Source organism: Pseudomonas sp. DW-iso17, assembly GCF_058725345.1.
The window spans coordinates 37189-57326 of the sequence record NZ_JBZXEA010000007.1 but is presented as its reverse complement, the minus strand read 5'-3'; the positions used below and the strand labels follow the sequence as shown (position 1 = coordinate 57326).

Genomic DNA, 20138 nt, shown 5'->3' with positions numbered 1-20138 from the left:
GTTGATAAGCCCAAGCCCAACGTCGACACCCTGCCAGTCGTTGATAAGCCCAAGCTCAACGTCGACACCCTGCCAGTCGTTGATAAACCCAAGCAACCCCGTGACACCAGAACCGATGACACCACCTATGGATTCAACTCGAATACTGGCAAGGCGGAAACGACCCTGACGTCCGCGGCCGATAAGCCAGACTTCAACGTATGGGATGAGCGTGGGAACGATACCTTTGATTTCTCTGGCTTCAAGCAGGATCAAATCATCAACTTGCGCGGTGGTTCGTTTTCCAGCGTGGGGGGGCTGAAGGAAAACGTCAGGATCGGCGAGAAGACGGTGATCGAAAATGCTGTGGGGGGCCATGGTAACGATCGCATCATCGGTAACAGTGCGGATAATGTGCTCACCGGTGGCGCGGGGGCCGATACGTTGGTGGGCGGCGGCGGTTGGAACACCTTCAAGTTCAACGCCTTTAGCGATTCAACCCGTGCCAATGCCGACTTGTTGTTGGACTTCAACACGGGGCAGGACAAGATCGACCTGTCGCAAATGGTGCTCGACGGCAAGGTAGCGTTGAACTTCGTCGAGAACTATACGGGGGCGGCAGGCGACACCATCATCAAGTTTAATCCGCAAACGGGACGTTACTTGCTGGCGGTCGACCTGGATGGCGATGGCAAGACCGACTTCCTGATCAAAAGCACCCGAATGATCAGTCCAGAAGATGTCATCGGGCTCAACATCAAAGAGGGCAGTTATCTCTAATGCCTTGATCGCGCGCCTTTGACGGGCGCCACTGCTGGAAGCAAGGCGGGGGCGGGACTTACTCACGTGTTGATTAAGTCCCGCCCTTTTGTGCGTTTTGAAGTGGCGCACGGGCTCGTCAGGACGCTTGGACGGTGGCCAACGCGGCTTTACGTGCAACGCTCATGAAACGCAACAACGCAACCAGCGCAAATGCACTGCCCACCAGCATGACGGCCAACCAGCCGCCATGTTCATACACGCTGCTGGCAATCGCTGAACCGAACGCACCGCCGATAAAAATGCTGGTCATGTACAGCGCGTTCAGGCGGCTGCGGCTGTTGGCATCGAGGGCGTAGATGGCGCGCTGGCCGAGGACCATATTCATCTGCACGCAGAAGTCCAGAACCACACCGGTGACTGCCAGGCCGATCACGCTGTAAAGCGGGTGTACCAACGCCGGCAGGAAACTCAGCGCGCCAAACAGCATCGCCAGCAACGAGGCGCGGTGGGTATGGCCGGCGTCGGCCAGGCGACCGGCCATGGGCGCGGCGATGGCGCCAAGTGCACCGACCAGGGCAAACAGTGCGATCTCGCTTTGGCTCAGGCCGTGGTTACGCGCCAGTTCCAGTGGTACGGCAGTCCAGAACAGGCTGAAGGCGGCGAACATGCAACCCTGGTAGAACGCCCGCTGGCGCAACAGCGGTTGTTCACGCAACAGGGTGCCCAGGGAGCGCAGCAACTGGCCGTAGCTGGCACTGTGATCGGGCTGGCGCTTGGGGATTGTCAGCATCAGCACCACGCTGATGAACGCCATCAGTGCGGCGGCCGCCATGAACATCGCACGCCAGCCGAAGTGGTCGGCCACCACGCTCGACACCGGCCGTGCCAGCAGGATGCCCAGCAGCAGGCCGCCCATGATGCTGCCGACCACCCGCCCACGGGACTCGGCCGGCGCCAGGTGTGCGGCCAGCGGAATCAGGATCTGCACCGAGACGGAACTGAAACCGATCAGCAGCGACACCAGCAGGAACAGGTTCGGCTGTTCGATAAACGCCGCACCCAGCAGGCTGGCGATCGCCACGACGGTGGTGGCGATCATCAGCTTGCGGTTTTCCAGCAGGTCGCCCAGAGGCACCAGGAAAAACAGGCCCAGGGCATAGCCGATTTGCGTGAGGGACACGATCAGGCTGGCCATTGCCGGCGTCAGGCCAATGTCCGGGGCAATCAGCTCGATGATCGGTTGCGCGTAGTAGATGTTGGCGACAATGGCGCCGCAGCAAAACGCGAACAGCATGACCATGCCCCGGGTCATGGTGCCTGCAGCGTGAGAGGTTGCGTTCATGGTGTACTCATAAAGGCGAAGGACGATGGCGTGAGAGAGTAAAGACAAGGCTCGCAAGTGAGTAGGCTGCTTGTGGTGATATCACTTATGCGGGCTGATGATACATTCAGACACATCTGCCCTACGCAAAAAAGTGGGAGCTGGCTTGCCTGCGATGGCGGTGCACCAGTCACCAGAAATATGACTGATAGATCGCTTTCGCAGGCAAGCCAGCTCCCACAGGTTTGACCGAGTTGATTCAGTCAGATGGATTATTGGCCAGAGTAGATCTGGTCAAACACCCCGCCATCATTGAAATGGGTCTTTTGCACTGTGCGCCAGTCGCCGAAGGTCTTCTCCACCGACAGGAAGTCCACCTTGGGGAACCGGTCGGTGTACTTGGCCAGCACCTTAGGGTCCCGTGGGCGCAGGTAATTGTTGGCCGCAATTTCCTGGCCTTCGGGCGACCACAGATACTTGAGGTAGTCCTCAGCCACCGCACGAGTGCCTTTTTTCTCGACCACTTTATCCACCACCGACACCGGCGGTTCGGCTTCGGCGGAGACGCTTGGGTAGACCACTTCGAACTGATCACGGCCAAACTCACGGGCGATCATTTCCGCTTCGTTTTCAAAGGTCACCAGCACGTCGCCAATCTGGTTGGTCATGAAGGTGGTGGTGGCGGCGCGGCCACCGGTGTCCAGCACGGGCGCTTGCTTGAACAACTTTCCAACGAAGGTCTTGGCCTTGTCTTCATCGCCGCCGTTCTTCAACACGTAGCCCCAGGCCGACAGGTAGGTGTAGCGGCCGTTGCCCGAGGTCTTCGGGTTGGGCACGATCACTTGCACGCCATCCTTGAGCAGGTCGGGCCAGTCTTTCAACGCCTTGGGGTTGCCTTTGCGCACGATAAAGACTGTGGCTGAGGTGAATGGCGCACTGTTATTCGGCAGGCGTGTCACCCAGTTGTCCGGCACCAGCTTGCCGTTGTCGACCAGGGCATTGATATCGGTAGCCATGTTCATGGTGATCACGTCGGCGGGCAGGCCGTCGATCACTGAGCGCGCCTGTTTGCTGGAGCCGCCGAAGGACATCTGCAACGTCAGCTTGTCGTCCGGGTGCTCGGCTGCCCAATGCTTCTGGAAGGCGGCGTTGTAGTCCTTGTAGAAATCGCGCATCACGTCGTAGGAGACGTTGAGCAGGGTGGTCGCTGCCTGGGCGGAGCCCGCCAGGGCCAGGCCGGCGGCCAGTAGGGAGGCGCTGAGGATTTTTTTCACTGCTCATTCCTTGTTGTTCGAGAAGAGGGAGGCAATTTGCCAGCGACTATAGCCGGGCCTTCATAGAGCTTTAAAGATTAAAAAGAACTTTGCTTATTCCAGTTTGCGAAACAGATTGCTGCCACAGCGCGCACAAAACGCGGCGTTGGGTTCATGGCTGTCCTTCTTGCACACTGGGCAGTCGGTATGCAGCTGTTCGCCGCGCATGGCACTGGCCAGTTCAGCGGTAAAAATACCCGTCGGCACGGCGATGATCGAGTAACCGGTGATCATCACCAGCGATGAAATAACCTGGCCCAGGGGCGTCTTGGGCACGATATCGCCGAAGCCCACGGTGGTCAGGGTGACGATCGCCCAGTAGATGCCCTTGGGGATACTGGTAAAGCCATGTTCCGGGCCTTCGATCACGTACATCAACGTGCCGAACACCGTCACCAGGGTGCACACGCTGACCAGGAACACCACGATCTTCTGCTTGCTGCCGCGCAGCGCCGCCATCAGGTAGTTGGCCTGCTTGAGATACGGGCTGAGCTTGAGCACGCGGAAGATGCGCAGCATGCGGATGATGCGGATGATCAGCAGATACTGGGCGTCGCTGTAGTACAGCGCGAGGATGCCGGGGACGATGGCGAGCAGGTCCACCAAGCCATAAAAGCTGAAGGCATAGCGCAGCGGCTTGGGCGAGCAATACAGGCGCAGGCCGTACTCGATGGCGAAGATCAGCGTGAAACCCCACTCGATATAGGCCAGCACGTCGGCGTAGTTCTGGTGAATTGTGTCGATGCTGTCGAGCATCACGATCACCAGGCTGGCGAGGATGATCAGCAGCAGGATGCCGTCAAAGCGCCGCCCGGCGACGGTGTCGCTTTGGAACACCATGATGTAGAGGCGCTGGCGCCAGTCGTTGTTGCTGTCCATAAACCCTGCCTGAAACGAATATCGAGCAAGCCTAGGGCGATTCGTACGGGCTGTCCATGTGAGGCTTGTGCAGCATTCGCTGACCGGCGCGCACCAGCCAGCACGCGAGGATAAACGGCGCGGTCAGCGCGGGCAGGTGCAGGGCGCCAAAGCCTGGGGTGAGCAGGATGGCCAGGCCGATACCCAGCAGTGGCAACCAAGGCTGGCGACGCGACGAGCACAGGGCCAGGGCGGCCAGCGCGGGGTTATAGCTGTGCAGGCCGAGCAGAGCGCCAGTGGCGTCGTTCAACCACAGGCCGGCCAGCATGCCGAGAGTGGCGCCGCCCAAGGCCCACGCGACGGCGCGACGGTCGGCCAGCAGCAAGCCCAAGGCGATCAGCACACCCGCCAGGGGCTGGTCCAGCAGCATGATTTGCCCAAGGCCGGTGAAGGGCGCGGCCAGTATAGCGACAGTGTCGGGCTCGCTCAGCGCAAGGGTGTTCTGCGGGACCTGGCCGAGCAGCAACCAGCCCAGCCCAACAAAGGGCGCGGTGTACGCTGGCAAATCCAGGGGTTGGGTCGCGTATTTCAACCAGTGCCGGGTGAGGATGGCACTCAAGCCGCCGCACGCCAGGATCAGCGGCGGCACCAGCGCCGACCAGGCAAAGTGCTGGCTGATCAACAGGCCCAGCAATACGCCGTTGTAGCTATACAGCCCGGCCTGGCGCTCGGCCTTGGGATACCCCCGGCGCTGGGCCGTGAGCAACCCCGCGACACCTCCCAGCAAGGCACCGCCGAGCAACGCCGGGGCGCCGATCAGGATCGCCAGCAGGCACAGCAGGCCGCACAGCGGGTGGCGCTGCAGGAAGATTTGGCTGAAGCCGTTGAGCAGGGCTTCGGCCCAGTCGGGGCAGGTTGGGTTGTGCATTTGGGTTGAGTCAATAAGACCGAGTTGCCCTCCTCGCAGGCAAGCCAGCTCCCACATTTGATTGATGTTCGACATGCAAACTCGATCAAATGTGGGAGCCGGGCTTGCCCGCGATGAGGCCCTGACAGGCGCTAAATCAGCGTCTCTATACGCAGCGAATTGGTGGACCCCGGCTGCCCGAACGGCACCCCTGCGGTAATCACCAAGGTATCGCCACGCTGCGCCATGCCCTGGGCCTGGGCAATTTCCAGCGCGGTGGAACACACCTCATCCACCTGGCGCAGCCGATCATTGACTACCGAGTGCACGCCCCACGCCACGCTCAGGCGTCGCGCCGTGGACAGGTTGGGCGTGAGGTTGAGAATCGGCGCCACGGGCCGTTCCCGCGCCGCACGCAAGCTGGAACTGCCGGACTCGCTGTAGTTCACCAGCACCGCTACCGGCAGGATGCTGCTGATGCGGCGGATCGCGCAGCTGATGGCGTCCGACACCGTGGCATCTGCCTTGGGCCGGCTGACATCCAACTGTGCCTGGTAGTCTGGGCCGTTTTCCACCTGGCGGATGATCTTGCTCATCATCTGCACCGCTTCCAGCGGGTACTCGCCCGAGGCGGTTTCCGCCGACAGCATCACCGCGTCCGCACCTTCAGCCACCGCATTGGCGACATCGGTGACTTCGGCGCGGGTGGGTGCTGGCGAGAAGCGCATGGATTCGAGCATCTGCGTGGCCACCACCACCGGCTTACCCAGTTGGCGGCAGGTGCTGATGATGTCTTTCTGGATCTGCGGCACGCTCTCGGCCGGCACTTCCACGCCCAAATCACCCCGGGCCACCATGATCGCGTCGCTCAGTTCGGCGATTTCGCGCAGCCGTTGCACCGCTGACGGCTTTTCGATCTTGGCCATCAAAAACGCCTTATCACCAATCAGCTCGCGGGCTTCGCGGATGTCTTCCGGGCGCTGCACAAACGACAGCGCCACCCAGTCCACACCCAGCTCCAGGCCGAAGCTCAGGTCGCGGCGGTCCTTGGCGGTGAGTGGGCTCAGTTCCAACAGCGCTTGTGGGACGTTCACACCTTTACGGTCAGACAGTTCGCCGCCATTGAGCACGGTGGTGTCGATGGCGTCGGCATGCTTGGTGATCACGCGCAGGCGCAGCTTGCCGTCGTCGAGCAGCAGGTCCATGCCCGGCTCCAGGGCCGCGATGATTTCCGGGTGGGGCAGGTTGACCCGGCGTTGGTCCCCCAAAGTTTCATCCAGGTCCAGGCGCAGGGCCTGGCCGCGTACGAGCTGCACCTTGCCTTCGGCAAAGCGTCCCACCCGCAGCTTCGGCCCTTGCAGGTCCATGAGGATACCGAGCGGGTAGTTGAGCTGGCGCTCGACCTGGCGAATCCACTGGTAGCGCTGGGCATGGTCGGCGTGGTCACCGTGGCTGAAGTTGAGGCGGAAGATATTTACCCCGGCCTCCACCAGCTCGCGGATGTCATCGATACCGTCGGTGGCCGGGCCCAGAGTGGCGAGGATTTTGACCTTCTTGTCAGGCGTCATGGTTGGCAGTCTCAAGGATCAGGATGGCGCGCAAGTCGTTGACGTTGGTGCGCGTCGGCTCGGTGACGATCAAGTCGCCCAGGGCGGCGAAATAGCCGTAGCCGTTGTTGTTGTCCAGCTCATCACTGGCCGACAGGCCCAGGGCTTCGGCACGGCGGTAGCTGCAGGGGGTCATGATCGCGCCGGCGTTGTCTTCTGAACCGTCGATGCCATCGGTATCGCCGGCCAGGGCGTACACGCCGGGCAGGCCCTTGAGGCTGTCGGTGAGGCTCAAGAGGAATTCCGCGTTGCGTCCGCCACGGCCGTCGCCGCGTACGGTGACGGTGGTTTCGCCCCCCGAAAGGATCACGCACGGCGCCGCCAGTGGCTGGCCGTGCTGCACGATCTGGCGGGCGATGCCGGCGTGTACCTTGGCCACATCGCGGGCTTCGCCTTCCAGATCACCGAGGATCAGCGGGCTGAAACCGGCCTGGCGCACTTTTACTGCTACCGCTTCCAGGGATTGCTGCGGGCGGGCGATCAATTGGAAGTGGCTGCGGGCAAGCACCGGGTCGCCGGGCTTGACGGTTTCCGAGGCCGGGTTCTGCAACCAACTGCGCACCGAAGCGGGGGCGTCGATGTGGTAACGCTTGAGGATCGCCAGGGCCTGTTGTGAGGTGCTCGGGTCACCGACGGTCGGGCCCGAGGCAATCACCGTGGCCTGGTCGCCCGGTACATCGGAGATCGCGTAGGTGTACACCGTGGCCGGCCACGCAGCCTTGGCCAACCGACCGCCCTTGATCGCCGAGAGGTGCTTGCGCACGCAATTCATCTCGCCAATGGTGGCGCCGGATTTAAGCAGGGCTTTGTTGATGGCTTGCTTGTCCGCCAGGGTGATGCCCTCGGCGGGCAGGGCGAGTAGAGCCGAGCCACCGCCGGAGAGCAGGAAGATCACGCGGTCGTCTTCACCCAGATGGCTGATCAGTTCCAGCACGCGCTGGGCCACGGCCAGGCCGGCCGCATCCGGCACCGGATGGGCGGCTTCGACCACTTCGATTTTTTTGCATGGCGCGCCATGGCCGTAGCGGGTGACCACCAGGCCCGAGACCTCGCCCTGCCAACAGTCTTCGACGACCAGTGCCATGGCGGCCGCGGCTTTGCCGGCTCCGATCACGATCACACGGCCACTGCGGTCGGCAGGCAGGTAGGGTTCAAGGACTTGCCGGGGGTGGGCGGCGTCGATGGCTGTGGCAAACAGCTCGCGAAGCAGGTGTTGCGGATCGACCGACATAAGCGGGCTCCCGGGGGATTCTTGTTATTAGAGGTGCAGCACATTCAAAGGTGGGAGCTGGCTTGCCTGCGATAGCGGTGGGGCAGGCACCTGATCTGTCACTCAGAGACCGCTATCGCAGGCAAGCCAGCTCCCACACTGGAGTGCATTTCAAGCTGGGTTATTTTTCGCGAATCGAGAAGTTCGCCATATGCTCCAGGCCCTTGATCAGCGCCGAGTGGTCCCAGTTGCCGCCGCCAATTGCCGTGCAGGTGCTGAACACTTGCTGGGTGCCGGCGGTGTTCGGCAGGTTGATCCCCAGTTCCTTGGCACCAGCCAGCGCCAGGTTCAGGTCCTTCTGGTGCAGGTTGATGCGGAAACCCGGATCGAAGGTGCCCTTGATCATGCGCTCGCCGTGCACTTCCAGGATCTTCGACGATGCAAAGCCACCCATCAGCGCTTCACGCACTTTGGCCGGGTCGGCGCCGTTTTTGGAGGCGAACAACAACGCTTCGGCCACCGCCTGGATGTTCAGCGCGACGATGATCTGGTTGGCCACCTTGGCGGTCTGGCCATCGCCATTGCCGCCTACCAGGGTGATGTTTTTGCCCATGCTCTGGAACAGCGGCAACGCGCGTTCGAACGTCTGCGGTTCGCCGCCGACCATGATGCTCAAGGTGCCGGCCTTGGCACCGACTTCACCACCGGACACCGGTGCGTCCAGGTACTGCGCGCCGGCCTGGTTGACCTTGGCGGCGAATGCTTTGGTCGCAGTAGGGGAGATCGAGCTCATGTCGATCACCACCTTGTTCGGTGACAGGCCCGCAGCCACGCCGTCGGCGCGAAACAGCACGTCATCGACTTGAGGGGTGTCGGGCACCATGACGATGATGAACTCGGCTTCCTGGGCCACTTGTTGCGGGTTGGCCAGCGCCACGGCGCCGGCGCTGATCAGTTCAGCCGGAGCCTTGCCGTGATGTTCGGAGAGAAACAGTTGATGGCCTGCTTTCTGCAGGTTGGCGGCCATGGGTTGGCCCATGATGCCGGTGCCGATGAATCCGATTTTAGCCATGATCAAAATCCTCGTTTAATGTGGGAGCTGGCTTGCCTGCGATGGCATCACCTGGGTATGCCTGATACAGCGAGGTGTCCGCATCGCTGGCAAGCCAGCTCCCACAGTGTTTTGTGTTGTGTCAGTTGTCAGATGGCGTTATGGGTTTTGAGCCAGCCCAAACCCGCCTCGGTAGTGGTCAACGGCTTGTACTCACAGCCGACCCAACCCGCGTAACCAATGCGGTCCAGATGCTCGAACAGGAAGCGGTAGTTGATCTCACCGGTACCTGGCTCGTTGCGCCCTGGGTTGTCCGCCAGTTGAATGTGGTTGATCTCGCCCAGGTGCGCCGCCATGGTCCGCGCCAGGTCGCCTTCCATGATTTGCATGTGGTAGATGTCGTATTGCAGGAACAGGTTGGCGCTGCCCACTTGCTCGCGAATCGACAGGGCCTGCGCCGTGTTGTTGAGGTAGAAGCCCGGAATGTCGCGGGTGTTGATCATCTCCATCACCAGCTTGATACCCGCCGCCTGCAGCTTCTCGGCGGCGTACTTGAGGTTGGCGACGAAGGTCTTTTCTACGGTCTCGTCATCAACGCCTTGTGGCCGGATACCCGCCAGGCAGTTGACCTGGGTGTTGCCCAAGACCTGGGCATAGGCGATTGCCAGTTTGACCCCGGCACGGAACTCCTCGACCCGGTCCGGGTGGCAAGCCAGGCCGCGCTCGCCCTTGGCCCAGTCACCGGCTGGCAGGTTGAACAGCACCTGGGTCAGGCCGTTGGCGTCCAGCTGCGCCTTGATATCGGCAGAGCTGAATTCATACGGGAACAGGTACTCCACGCCCTGGAAACCGGCATCGGCAGCCGCTTTGAAGCGGGCAAGGAAATCCTGTTCGGTAAACAACATGGACAGGTTGGCAGCAAAGCGCGGCATAGGGTTCTCCTTAATCGAGCAGGGAAATGGCAGTCGGCGCATCGTTGCCGACCAGGGCCAGGTCTTCGAATTCATTGACAGCGTTGATCTCGGTGCCCATGGAAATATTGGTCACCCGTTCCAGAATAATCTCAACGATCACGGGCACCTTGAATTCTTCGATCATCTCTTGGGCCCGGCGCAAGGCCGGTTGGATCTGGCCTGGCTCGAACACACGCAGAGCCTTGCAGCCCAAGCCCTCTGCAACCGCCACATGGTCGACGCCATAGCCGTTGAGTTCGGGGGCGTTGAGGTTGTCGAAGGACAGCTGCACGCAGTAGTCCATCTCGAACCCACGCTGGGCCTGACGGATCAGGCCCAGGTAAGAGTTGTTCACTACCACATGGATGTACGGCAGCTTGAACTGCGCGCCCACCGCCAGTTCTTCGATCATGAACTGGAAGTCATAGTCGCCCGACAAGGCCACCACTTTGCGGCTCGGGTCGGCCTTGACCACGCCCAGCGCTGCGGGAATGGTCCAGCCCAATGGGCCGGCCTGCCCGCAGTTGATCCAGTGGCGTGGCTTGTACACATGCAAGAATTGCGCGCCGGCAATCTGCGACAGGCCGATGGTGCTGACGTAGCAGGTGTCTTTTCCGAACACCTGGTTCATCTCTTCGTACACGCGTTGCGGCTTGACCGGCACATTGTCGAAGTGAGTCTTGCGGTGCAGGGTGGCCTTGCGCTGTTGGCAGTCATGCAACCAGGCACTGCGGTCCTTGAGCTTGCCGGCGGCTTTCCACTCGCGGGCCACTTCAATGAACATCGTCAGCGCGGAGCCGGCGTCAGAAACGATGCCCAGGTCCGGCGTGAACACGCGGCCAATCTGGGTCGGTTCGATGTCGACGTGAATGAATTTACGGCCCTCGGTGTACACCTCGACCGAACCGGTGTGACGGTTGGCCCAGCGGTTGCCGATGCCCAGCACCACGTCCGACTTGAGCATCGTCGCGTTGCCGTAGCGGTGCGAGGTTTGCAGGCCGACCATGCCCACCATCAGCGGATGGTCGTCCGGGATAGTGCCCCAGCCCATCAGGGTCGGGATCACCGGGATGCCGGTCAGCTCAGCGAACTCCACCAGCAACTCGCTGGCGTCGGCGTTGATCACGCCGCCACCGCTCACCAGCAATGGGCGTTCGGCTGCGTCGAGCAGAGCCAGGGCTTTTTCCACTTGCACACGGGTCGCCAGCGGCTTGGCTAGAGGCAGCGGCTGGTAGGCGTCGATGTCGAATTCGATCTCGGCCATCTGTACGTCGAACGGCAGGTCGATCAACACCGGGCCAGGGCGGCCGGAGCGCATTTCATAGAAGGCTTTCTGGAACGCGTAAGGCACTTGGCCGGGTTCCAGCACCGTGGTTGCCCACTTGGTCACTGGCTTGACGATGCTGGTGATGTCCACGGCCTGGAAGTCTTCCTTGTGCATCCGGGCGCGGGGGGCTTGGCCGGTAATGCACAGGATCGGGATCGAGTCGGCCGAGGCGCTATACAGGCCGGTGACCATGTCGGTACCCGCCGGGCCCGATGTGCCGATGCACACGCCGATATTGCCGGCCTTGGTGCGGGTGTAGCCCTCGGCCATGTGCGAGGCGCCTTCAACGTGGCGAGCAAGGACGTGATCGATGCCACCCACCTTCTGCAAGGCCGAATACAGCGGGTTGATCGCGGCGCCTGGGATACCGAAGGCGGTATCCACACCTTCACGGCGCATCACCAGGACGGCGGCTTCGATTGCTCTCATTTTGCTCATGGTTTTGGTGCCTCTTGCGTTTTGTAATTGTATACAAGTGGTGTCTGTCCAAAGTGTATTCACGGCGAGCGGCGTTGGTCAATGCCTTTCGTAAACTGACCTTTGCGTTCGTCGGAAGCGCTTTTTTCGACGTATGGAGCCTTTGTTGGAAAATATTGTATACAAAAACAAATATCATTGTGTTCTATTTGTGTCATCGAGCATCTGATCAAACAGACCTCACCGCGTTACCCATAACAAGATAAGGACGGCACCTATGAGCGCTTTAACCTTGAAACTCGCCACCCAACTGGCCACCCAGGCCCTTACTGCAGGCCGCACCATTTCGGCTGCGCCACTGACCATCGCCGTGCTCGACAGCGGCGGCCATCTGGTCACCCTGCAACGCGAAGACGGCGCCAGCCTGCTACGCCCGCAAATAGCCATCGGCAAAGCCTGGGGCGCCATTGCCCTGGGCAAGGGTTCACGTTTGCTGGCACTGGACGCCCAACAGCGCCCGGCGTTTATCGCGGCGTTGAACAGTCTGGGTCACGGCAGCGTCGTGCCGGCACCGGGTGGGGTGTTGATTCGGGATCAGAGCGGCATGGTGCTCGGCGCAATTGGGATCAGCGGGGACACGTCCGATATTGACGAGCAGTGTGCGATCACGGCGATAGAGGGGGTGGGGTTGATGGCGGATGCGGGGGTGTCGGCTTGAATCGTTCTGACTGTGAGTAAGCTATCGCAGGCAAGCCAGCTCCCACATTGGCGGTGTTCACAAATCCAACTGTGTGAATCCAATCAGTGTGGGAGCTGGCTTGCCTGCGATGCAGTCGACTCGGTCTACAGTCAAACCCAAATAGCATCCCACAGCGGATAGTCGCCAAACTTCTTTACCAGCCCAGCCCTGAGTGGATTAGCTACGATGTAGCGTGCAATCCCCTCAAGGCTTTCCTCTCGACGCACGGCATGATCATGAAAGCCCGGCTGCCAGAGGCGACCTTGGCGGCCAGCCACCGCATTCACAATTCGGGTGCTCTTGGACTTCACTTGTCGCATCAAGTCGGCAAGCGAACCTTTCTCCAGAGCAACAAGCCAATGGAAATGATCAGGCATTACTACCCAGGCCAATGAGGTTGCGAGCCCTTTATATTGAACGATTCTGAATTGGTGTACGACCAGACGGCCAAGTCTGAAGTCGCTGAAGATGGGCTCACGTTCAAGGGTGTTGGTGGTGAGCAGGTAAATGCGGTTGGATTCGTTATAGCGGCCGATGCGCAGGCGTTTTGAAGCAGGTAGATCAGGCATTCCTTGGCCTCTCTTCAGATGGTGTTCTGAGAGGCTAGACTGAGGGGCGAAGGCTGATCGGCAGGCTTTTAGCAGGATGTGTCTGGATGGGCGCTATCGCGGGCAAGCCCGCTCCCACAGGGGATTATGACCAATTTACATTTTGTGTCCCGCGCAAATCCGTGTGGGAGCTGGCTTGCCTGCGATAGCCTCTGCGCGGTCTATCAATCCGGCTCACACCCCTTGAGCACCAACCGAATGATCGTCTGCGCCGCCGCCTCATAATCGGCCTCATCCAGCTTGGCCTTGCCGGTTACCGCCGAGATCTGCCAGTCGAAATCGGCATAGGTCTGGGTGGCTGCCCAGATGCTGAACATCAAGTGGTTGGGGTCAATTGCTGCGATCAGGCCACGGTCAACCCAGCTCTGGATGCAGTCGATATTGTGCTTGGCCTGGGCATTGAGCTGTTCAACCTGGTCGGTGCTCAGGTGTGGGGCGCCGTGCATGATTTCGCTGGCGAACACCTTGGAGGCAAACGGCAGGTCGCGGGAGATGCGGATTTTGGAGCGGATGTAGTTGCTCAATACTTCCTTGGGCTCGCCTTCGGGGTTGAACGGCGTGGAGGCGGCCAGGATCGGCTCGATAATGCTTTCGAGCACCTCGCGGTAAAGGTTGTCCTTGGATTTGAAGTAGTAATAGACGTTGGGCTTGGGCAGCCCGGCCTTGGCGGCGATGTCGCTGGTTTTGGTCGCGGCGAAGCCCTTGTCGGCAAACTCCTCGCTCGCCGCCCGCAGGATTTTTTCTTTGTTGCGCTCGCGAATGCTGCTCATAAACCAGACGTTTCCTTGCCATGACAGGCGGTTGCGCATGGTAGCACCGGCCATCCGCAAGCCTCAACAATCTGCCCGCAACGCCTTGCGCCGCGCTATGCTCGCGCCATCTCTCTCTAACGGAAGTTCGGTTCATGGCAGGAAGCAGCTTGTTGGTGTTGATCGACGATATCGCGGCGGTACTCGATGACGTCGCGCTGATGACAAAAATGGCCGCCAAGAAGACATCGGGCGTGCTGGGCGATGACCTTGCACTGAACGCCCAGCAGGTCTCCGGCGTGCGGGCCGAGCGGGAAATTCCCGTGGTGTGGGCGGTGGCCAAGGGTTCGTTCATCAACAAGTTGATCCTGGTGCCGACGGCCCTGTTGATCAGCGCCTTTGCTCCGTGGGCGGTGATACCACTGTTGATGCTTGGCGGTGCCTATCTGTGTTTCGAGGGCTTCGAAAAACTCGCGCACAAATTCCTGCACAGCAAGGCTGAAGATCAAGCCGAACACGCACAGTTGGCTGAAGCGGTGGCCGATCCGGCAACCGATCTGGTGGCGTTCGAGAAAGACAAGATCAAGGGTGCCATCCGCACCGACTTCATTCTGTCCGCCGAAATCATTGCCATTACCCTCGGCATTGTCGCCGACGCGCAGCTCACACAGCAGGTGATTGTGCTGTCGGGTATCGCCATTGTCATGACCATCGGCGTATATGGATTGGTGGCTGGTATTGTCAAGCTCGACGACCTGGGGCTGTGGCTGACGCAGAAGCCGGGCCAGGTGGCACGCAGTATTGGCGGCGCGATTCTGAGTGCGGCGCCGTACATGATGAAGAGCTTGTCGGTGATCGGCACGGCGGCGATGTTTATGGTCGGTGGTGGCATTCTCACCCATGGCGTGCCCGTGGTGCACCACTGGATCGAGACGGTGAGCCAAAGCACAGGGGCGCTGGCGTGGCTGATGCCGACGTTGCTGAATGCGGTGGCGGGGATTATTGCCGGTGGGGTGGTTCTGGTATTGCTCACCTTAGTGACCAAGCTCTGGGTTGTTTTAAAATCCAAACCATAACGTGCCCATGCTTTCTCAAAACAAGCAGTGCCAGGCGGCGCTGCTTGTTTTTCAGCTAACAGCGCTTCACTTAATGAAAGACATCGTAACCGTGATCGGCAAAGTTCAGTAGAAGCCTTGCCTCGGAACCCTCGGTCGTCAGATGCTCAGTGGTCAGCCTGTTATAGTACAAGCGAGGCAAGGCGCTGCTCATCCCGTTAATCATTTGGTCGCCCACTGTCGAATTGTTTCCTCCTAGGCTATCGATATATTCAAGCACTCGCTCCGCATTCGCGGCGATATCAGCGCGCTCACTGTCGCTGAGGCTGGGATCGTTCCAATTGCCTCCAACCTTATCGTAGAAATCGTCGATCCTGTGTTCTTCAAGCCGCGCTGCATAGGGATTCGTGAATGGATCCAGGTGAGCGGACGTCGGCATTTTATCGGCGGGCAATGGTGTAAGCAGATTGTCGAACAAGGGGTTTTTGGTGATTTCGTCTACGGTCCGATAATCGCCAGCTGCCCGGCCGGTGTTTTCGGTTGGGGCTTGCAGCTTCGGCATACCAAACTGTTGTGCAATGGCGTCTATCGAGCCAGCCGCCAAATTCAAGGTGTTCGGAATGAACATGATGTGTCCTTTTGAAGAAGTTTAATCAGGAATACCTCGGCGGCCTTGGGTGAGCCGCCGGGTCAGTACCTGTGTGTAAACTTTCATTCAAGAGGTTCCACTGTTTTCGCCGTCTGGCGGTGATCAGTGGCTCAAAGTGTGACGATAGATGGCGTTTACAGGATTGAGGCCAAGGCCATTGCGATGACCTTGGCTTTGGTCAATGACGTTTACTCGGCAATCTGCAATTTGCGCGATTCCGTATAGATATACCGCACCTTCTCATACTCGAACGGCGAGTTCATCTGGCCGTAGCGGAAGCTGGTCTGGTAGCGCTTGTCCACGGCGCGCAGGGCCCAGACTTCCGGATGGTTGGAGCTGACTTCGGATACGTTGAGGAAGTTGATCTGCGATTCGGCGCTGTAGTCCACCAGCAAGCCGGTGGTGTCACGCAGGTTCGACGGGCCAAAGATCGGCAACACCACATAGGCGCCGCCCGGTACGCCGTAGAAGCCCAGAGTCTGGCCGAAGTCTTCGCTCTGGCGCGGCAGGCCCATGGCGGTAGCCGGGTCCCACAGGCCGGCGATGCCAATGGTGGTATTGACCAGCAGGCGCCCGGTGGTTTCCAGCGAGCGGTGGCCCTTGAGCTGCAACAAGCTGTTCATCAAGTTGGGCACATCGCCCAGATTGTTGAAGAAGTTGCTCACGCCGGTGCGCAGGAAGCTCGGCGTGACGTAGCGGTAACCGTTTACTACCGGCAGGAATACCCACTGGTCGAAGCGATAGTTGAAGTGGTACACGCGGCGGTTCCACGACTCCAGTGGGTCGTAGACGTTAAGCGCGGTGAGCGTGGAGCGTTCGAACTCACGCTGGTCCAAGCCTGGGTTGAACTTGAGCTTGGTCAGCGGCTCCTTGAAGCCGTCGGCATCGACCTTGACGGGTTCTTGGGCCTTGCTGTTGTCGGCATTGGCCACGCCTGCGCACATCAGTGCGGCGAGCAGCAGAAGATATTTAGCCACGGAAGAACTCCAGCATGGCGTCGGCGTTGACGCGGTAATTGAGGTTGCCGCAATGGCCGCCCAGCGGGTAGACGGTCAAGCGATCGCCGAAGGTTTTACGCAGGAAGCCCAGGTCGCCAGGGCCGAGGATTACATCGTCGGCGTTATGCATCACGGCAATTTTCGGGCTGTCGCGCAGGTAGTCCTTGAGGGCGTACAGGCTGACCTGATCGATCAGTTGCAGCAGGCTGCCGCCATCGGAACGCGCGCGCCACATCGGGATCACTTGTTCGGTGAGGTAGCAGTCGAAGTCACACTGCAGGGCACGCTTGAGGAACGGCGTGAGGCTGGTGCCTTCGGTGATCGGGTATTTGGGTGGAATGATCAGGCCGCGGCGGTTGATCAAGTCCGAAGTGAACGCAATGTCAGCGGCCGAGAAGCGGAACGAGGTGCCGATCAGCATGGCCATCTGTTCATTGCTCAGGTGCTGCTTGGACTGCTGGAAGTCATAGAGCAAGGCATCGTTGAGGTCGATGTAGCCTTTCTGCTGGAAGTAACGCGTCAGTTTGCTCAGCACCAACTCATAGAAGGTGGTGCTGTTGTTGATGCCCTTGACCTCGGTCTGTACCAGCTTGTCGAGGTTGGTGATCGAGGTGTAGAGGTTGACCGGCGGGTTGAGCAGCAGCACTTTCTTGAAGTTGAAGCTACGGCGGGTCTCATCCAGCTTGCTGACAAACGCCGCATCCAGGGCGCCCAGGCTGTAACCGGTGAGGTAGAAATCAGTCACTGGCAACGAGGCGTTCTGCGCGCGTACGGCTTGCATCACGCGGTACATGTCTTCGGCGTCTTCCTGGGTGATGCCCGGGGTGGCGAAGCGCGAAGCGGCGCTGATGAAATCGAAGCTGGTTGGCGAGGAGAGCTGCACCACATGGTAGCCGGCCTGGTAATACAGCTTTTTCAGGTATTCATTGATGCTGCTATCAAAGCGTGCACCGGTGCCGGCGATCAGGAAGATCAAAGGCGCAGCACGGTCCTGCTTGGCAATGCGGTAAGTGAGTTTCTTCACCGCCCAGAAATTGTCCGGCAGGCTGAACTCGCGCTCGGGGCGCATCGTCAGGGTGTAGTCGGACTGGTTGATCTCGTCATCTGTCGGCAGGGTTGGCCGCAGATCGGGAGGCGTGGTGGCGATGGTTGCTTCGAACGGGTTGGTCAAAGGGTAGCCATAGCTGGCTTGGTCGATATCGACGGCCAGTGCTGACGCACTCAAAAATAGGCTGCCCAGCAAGGCAGCACAGCGCAAGGAACGGAGCATGACTTAATCCCTAAGAGGAACGGGCTGAATGAAGTTCGCAGGCTATGACCACCGCCTTGTCACCGAAGTGCCAGCACTCGGCACGAAAAGTCGGAAAAAACGTCGGAATCGGGGTAATAGTAGCGAGACGATACACTTTGCCATGCTTTGTTGAACAGATATCTGTGCGAACACCTTGCTAACGGCCGCCGTGGGATTAAGCTGGGCGCCGTTTTTGCCTATCGGAGTGCCCCATGTCCCGTCGTTTGCCGTTGATTCTGCTGCTTATTGCCTTGCCGTTATGGCTGGCCGCCAGTTATGCCGCACGCTACGGCTTCATGGAGGATGGGCAGTGGGTTGGCATCTGTGCTGATGAGGCCAGTCGCTGGGAATGCCAGGTGCGTTCGAACCTGGGTTTGATGATCCATTTCAAGCTGCTGGGGTGGGCGGCGTTGATCACCTCGGTGCTGGGCTTTTTTGTACCGGGGCGTGCGGGATGGGCGTTGGCGGTGGTGGGCTTGGTGTTCGGGTTGCCGGCGCTGGCGTTGTACAACACGACGTTTGCGGTGTTTGCGGTGGTGATTGCGGGGTTGCGGTTGGTCAGGAAGCCGCGCGGCGCCTGATGTGGCCTCAGCGCAGGCAAGCCAGCTCCCACATTTGACCGTGCTCACAGATAGAAATGTGTGAACCCAATCAACTGTAGGAGCTGGCTTGCCTGCGATAGCGGTGTTACGCCTTGCGCACTCGCAAGCAACGCCACAAAGCCGCAACCATCAGCACGCTGACCACTGCCCAACCCCAGGCCTGCTGGTTCAACAGCCCTTCACGGTACAACTGCGGCGCAACGCCGGCACCGATGATAAAGGCCAGCAACGCAATCTCCCGACGTGGTCCGGTCACCGGGCGTACCAGGTACACCAGGGCCGGCAACACCAGCGCCGCGCTTGGGAAGCTGCGATAGCGCGGGTCAAACACCAGCGCTAGCATCATCACCGCACCGGCAAACCCGGCGATTGCCATCAGCCAGCCCGCGCGTTGCTCCAGCCAGCTGAACCCGCGCTCACGCCAGCCTTCCCGTGCGCTGAGGGCGAGTGCGGCGTGGGCCAGCACCAGCAAGTTCAACATCACCAGCAAGCCTGCCCATACCCATTCATCGCTGAAGCGCGCGGTAACGCGGGTCAGTTCGGCCCAACTGCCGATGGAGCACGCTGCGACGGCCCCTAGCAACGGCAGTATTAATGCAGAGCGAGTGCTGCGAACGCGGCCGCCGAGCACCAGGGCGCCAAGCAGGATGAGCCCGCCGACGCCCAGCCACAGCCGCCAGTAGGGCACATTGGTCACCGGGCCGGCGAGGATACCTTTGTCCTGACGGTCTGCATCGAACAGCCCCCAGTAACCACCCACAGCCCCTTCACTCGCACGTTTCCATGGCTGGTCAAAGGCTTCGATCAGGTTGTAGCGCCAGCCATTGGCTTCGGCCATGGCCACGAAGCCGCGCATGAACCTGGCCTCATTGACCCGGCTGGGCACGGCGGTTTCGCGCTGTCGGCCTTCGCTGGGCCAGCCGGTTTCGCCGATCACGATGTCCTTGGGCGCGAATTTATGGCCGAAGGTCTGGCGCACATCGCCCACGTGCTTGAGCGCCTGGTCGATGCCGGACGGCTCATCTTCCCAATACGGCAACAGGTGAATGGTCAGGAAGTCCACCGCCGGCTCGATTTCCGGGTGTTGCAACCAGAACTCCCAGACATCGGCATAGGTGACGGGCTGCTTGATCTGGCTTTTAACCTGATGGATCAGCGCCACCAGTTGCTTGGCAGTAACTTCCTTGCGCAGCAGGGCTTCGTTGCCGACGATCACCGAGGTCACTACATCCGGGCTAGCGTTGGCCGCCGCGATCAACTCGTTGATCTCTTTTTCGGTCGCCACAGGGTCGCTGCTGACCCAGGCCCCGGCCATCACTTTCAACCCATGCTTGCGCGCCATGTCCGGCAGGGCCTCCAGGCCGGTCATGGAATAGGTGCGAATGCATTCAAAGCGCGTAGCCAGTAGCGCCAGGTCGGCGTCCATGCGCTCGGGGCGCAGCGTGAACGGTTGGTCGAATGGGGACTGGTCTTTGTCGAACGGTGTGTAGGACGCACATTGCAGCTTATGGCTGGCGCTGGCGACGTCTGGCAACACCACGGGCCGGCCGAGGCCGTACCAGTAGCCGACAAGGGCAAGCACGCCGAGGATCAAGGCGAAGAAATAGGACAGGGCAGGGAAGCGGGCAGTCGCGGGCATGGTCGGCTTATCTGGGGGAGCAAAGGCGCGCATCTTACCCGGATTTGCCGCAGCCCAGTGCGGCTGCATAATTTTGACATGCAAACTTCGGGCGGGATTCTGG

Annotated in this window: 19 protein-coding genes; 4 read left to right on the top strand and 15 right to left on the bottom strand. The window is 60.3% G+C overall.

Annotated elements, in window-relative coordinates:
* Positions 1-759 (top strand): M10 family metallopeptidase C-terminal domain-containing protein (locus AC4PS6_RS05970; protein WP_492180750.1); only part of this gene is annotated, 759 nt, incomplete at its 5' end.
* Positions 760-877: 118 nt separating this feature from the next.
* Here the strand turns inward: AC4PS6_RS05970 and AC4PS6_RS05965 are convergent.
* From AC4PS6_RS05965 to gcl, 9 genes are all read right to left on the bottom strand, one after another.
* Entirely contained in the window at positions 878-2083 is a 1206-nt protein-coding gene (locus AC4PS6_RS05965) for an MFS transporter (RefSeq protein WP_014717711.1), read from the bottom strand.
* 251 nt (positions 2084-2334) lie between these two features.
* Positions 2335-3336, bottom strand: coding sequence for a sulfate ABC transporter substrate-binding protein (locus AC4PS6_RS05960; protein ID WP_014717712.1), 1002 nt, complete (start codon positions 3334-3336; stop codon positions 2335-2337).
* 93 nt (positions 3337-3429) lie between these two features.
* Complete coding sequence (locus AC4PS6_RS05955; protein WP_014717713.1) at positions 3430-4254, bottom strand: ion transporter; 825 nt, start codon at positions 4252-4254, stop codon at positions 3430-3432.
* A gap of 31 nt (positions 4255-4285) precedes the next feature.
* Positions 4286-5161 carry an urea transporter gene (locus tag AC4PS6_RS05950; RefSeq protein WP_032902979.1) on the bottom strand — a complete coding sequence of 292 codons (876 nt, stop codon included), beginning with the start codon at positions 5159-5161 and terminating at the stop codon, positions 4286-4288.
* 131 nt (positions 5162-5292) lie between these two features.
* The gene (gene pyk / locus AC4PS6_RS05945; protein ID WP_014717715.1) at positions 5293-6708 is read right to left on the bottom strand and encodes a pyruvate kinase; all 1416 of its coding nucleotides are present in this window, start codon (positions 6706-6708) and stop codon (positions 5293-5295) included.
* Complete coding sequence (locus tag AC4PS6_RS05940) at positions 6698-7978, bottom strand: glycerate kinase type-2 family protein (RefSeq protein WP_038449572.1); 1281 nt, start codon at positions 7976-7978, stop codon at positions 6698-6700. The genes pyk and AC4PS6_RS05940 overlap by 11 nt, the downstream gene beginning before the upstream one ends.
* 160 nt (positions 7979-8138) lie before the next feature.
* On the bottom strand, positions 8139-9029 hold the full coding sequence (locus AC4PS6_RS05935) for a 2-hydroxy-3-oxopropionate reductase (protein WP_019820390.1): 891 nt from the start codon (positions 9027-9029) through the stop codon (positions 8139-8141).
* Between the two features lie 128 nt (positions 9030-9157).
* On the bottom strand, positions 9158-9940 hold the full coding sequence (hyi, locus tag AC4PS6_RS05930; RefSeq protein ID WP_014717718.1) for a hydroxypyruvate isomerase: 783 nt from the start codon (positions 9938-9940) through the stop codon (positions 9158-9160).
* Positions 9941-9950: 10 nt separating this feature from the next.
* Positions 9951-11726 (bottom strand): glyoxylate carboligase, encoded by a 1776-nt coding sequence (gene gcl / locus AC4PS6_RS05925; protein WP_003189987.1) that lies wholly within the window; start codon positions 11724-11726, stop codon positions 9951-9953.
* Positions 11727-11982: 256 nt separating this feature from the next.
* Between gcl and AC4PS6_RS05920 the strand changes: the two genes are divergently transcribed.
* On the top strand, positions 11983-12423 hold the full coding sequence (locus tag AC4PS6_RS05920; protein WP_014717719.1) for a GlcG/HbpS family heme-binding protein: 441 nt from the start codon (positions 11983-11985) through the stop codon (positions 12421-12423).
* 131 nt (positions 12424-12554) lie between these two features.
* Here AC4PS6_RS05920 and AC4PS6_RS05915 read toward each other — a convergent pair whose 3' ends face one another.
* Positions 12555-13013, bottom strand: coding sequence for an REP-associated tyrosine transposase (locus AC4PS6_RS05915; RefSeq protein WP_014717720.1), 459 nt, complete (start codon positions 13011-13013; stop codon positions 12555-12557).
* 203 nt (positions 13014-13216) lie between these two features.
* A complete protein-coding gene (locus AC4PS6_RS05910) occupies positions 13217-13822 on the bottom strand; it encodes a TetR/AcrR family transcriptional regulator (protein WP_014717721.1) in 606 nt (201 codons plus the stop codon).
* Positions 13823-13956: 134 nt separating this feature from the next.
* On the opposite strand from AC4PS6_RS05910, the gene AC4PS6_RS05905 reads away from it, so the two are divergent.
* A complete protein-coding gene (locus AC4PS6_RS05905) occupies positions 13957-14877 on the top strand; it encodes a DUF808 domain-containing protein (RefSeq protein ID WP_014717722.1) in 921 nt (306 codons plus the stop codon).
* 70 nt (positions 14878-14947) lie between these two features.
* Here AC4PS6_RS05905 and AC4PS6_RS05900 read toward each other — a convergent pair whose 3' ends face one another.
* The 3 genes from AC4PS6_RS05900 to AC4PS6_RS05890 form a co-directional block, all read right to left on the bottom strand.
* Positions 14948-15484, bottom strand: a complete 537-nt coding sequence (locus AC4PS6_RS05900; protein WP_019820397.1) for a hypothetical protein — start codon at positions 15482-15484, stop codon at positions 14948-14950.
* Positions 15485-15693: 209 nt separating this feature from the next.
* Positions 15694-16482 (bottom strand): MlaA family lipoprotein, encoded by a 789-nt coding sequence (locus tag AC4PS6_RS05895; protein ID WP_014717723.1) that lies wholly within the window; start codon positions 16480-16482, stop codon positions 15694-15696.
* A complete protein-coding gene (locus AC4PS6_RS05890; protein WP_003189995.1) occupies positions 16475-17773 on the bottom strand; it encodes a serine protein kinase PrkA in 1299 nt (432 codons plus the stop codon). Before AC4PS6_RS05890 ends, AC4PS6_RS05895 begins: the two co-directional genes overlap by 8 nt.
* A gap of 233 nt (positions 17774-18006) precedes the next feature.
* Here AC4PS6_RS05890 and AC4PS6_RS05885 point away from each other — a divergent pair, with 233 nt between their 5' ends.
* The gene (locus AC4PS6_RS05885; protein WP_014717724.1) at positions 18007-18375 is read left to right on the top strand and encodes a hypothetical protein; all 369 of its coding nucleotides are present in this window, start codon (positions 18007-18009) and stop codon (positions 18373-18375) included.
* A gap of 106 nt (positions 18376-18481) precedes the next feature.
* Here AC4PS6_RS05885 and AC4PS6_RS05880 read toward each other — a convergent pair whose 3' ends face one another.
* Positions 18482-20035 (bottom strand): glycoside hydrolase family 17 protein, encoded by a 1554-nt coding sequence (locus AC4PS6_RS05880; protein WP_336827075.1) that lies wholly within the window; start codon positions 20033-20035, stop codon positions 18482-18484.
* Positions 20036-20138 lie beyond the last annotated feature (103 nt).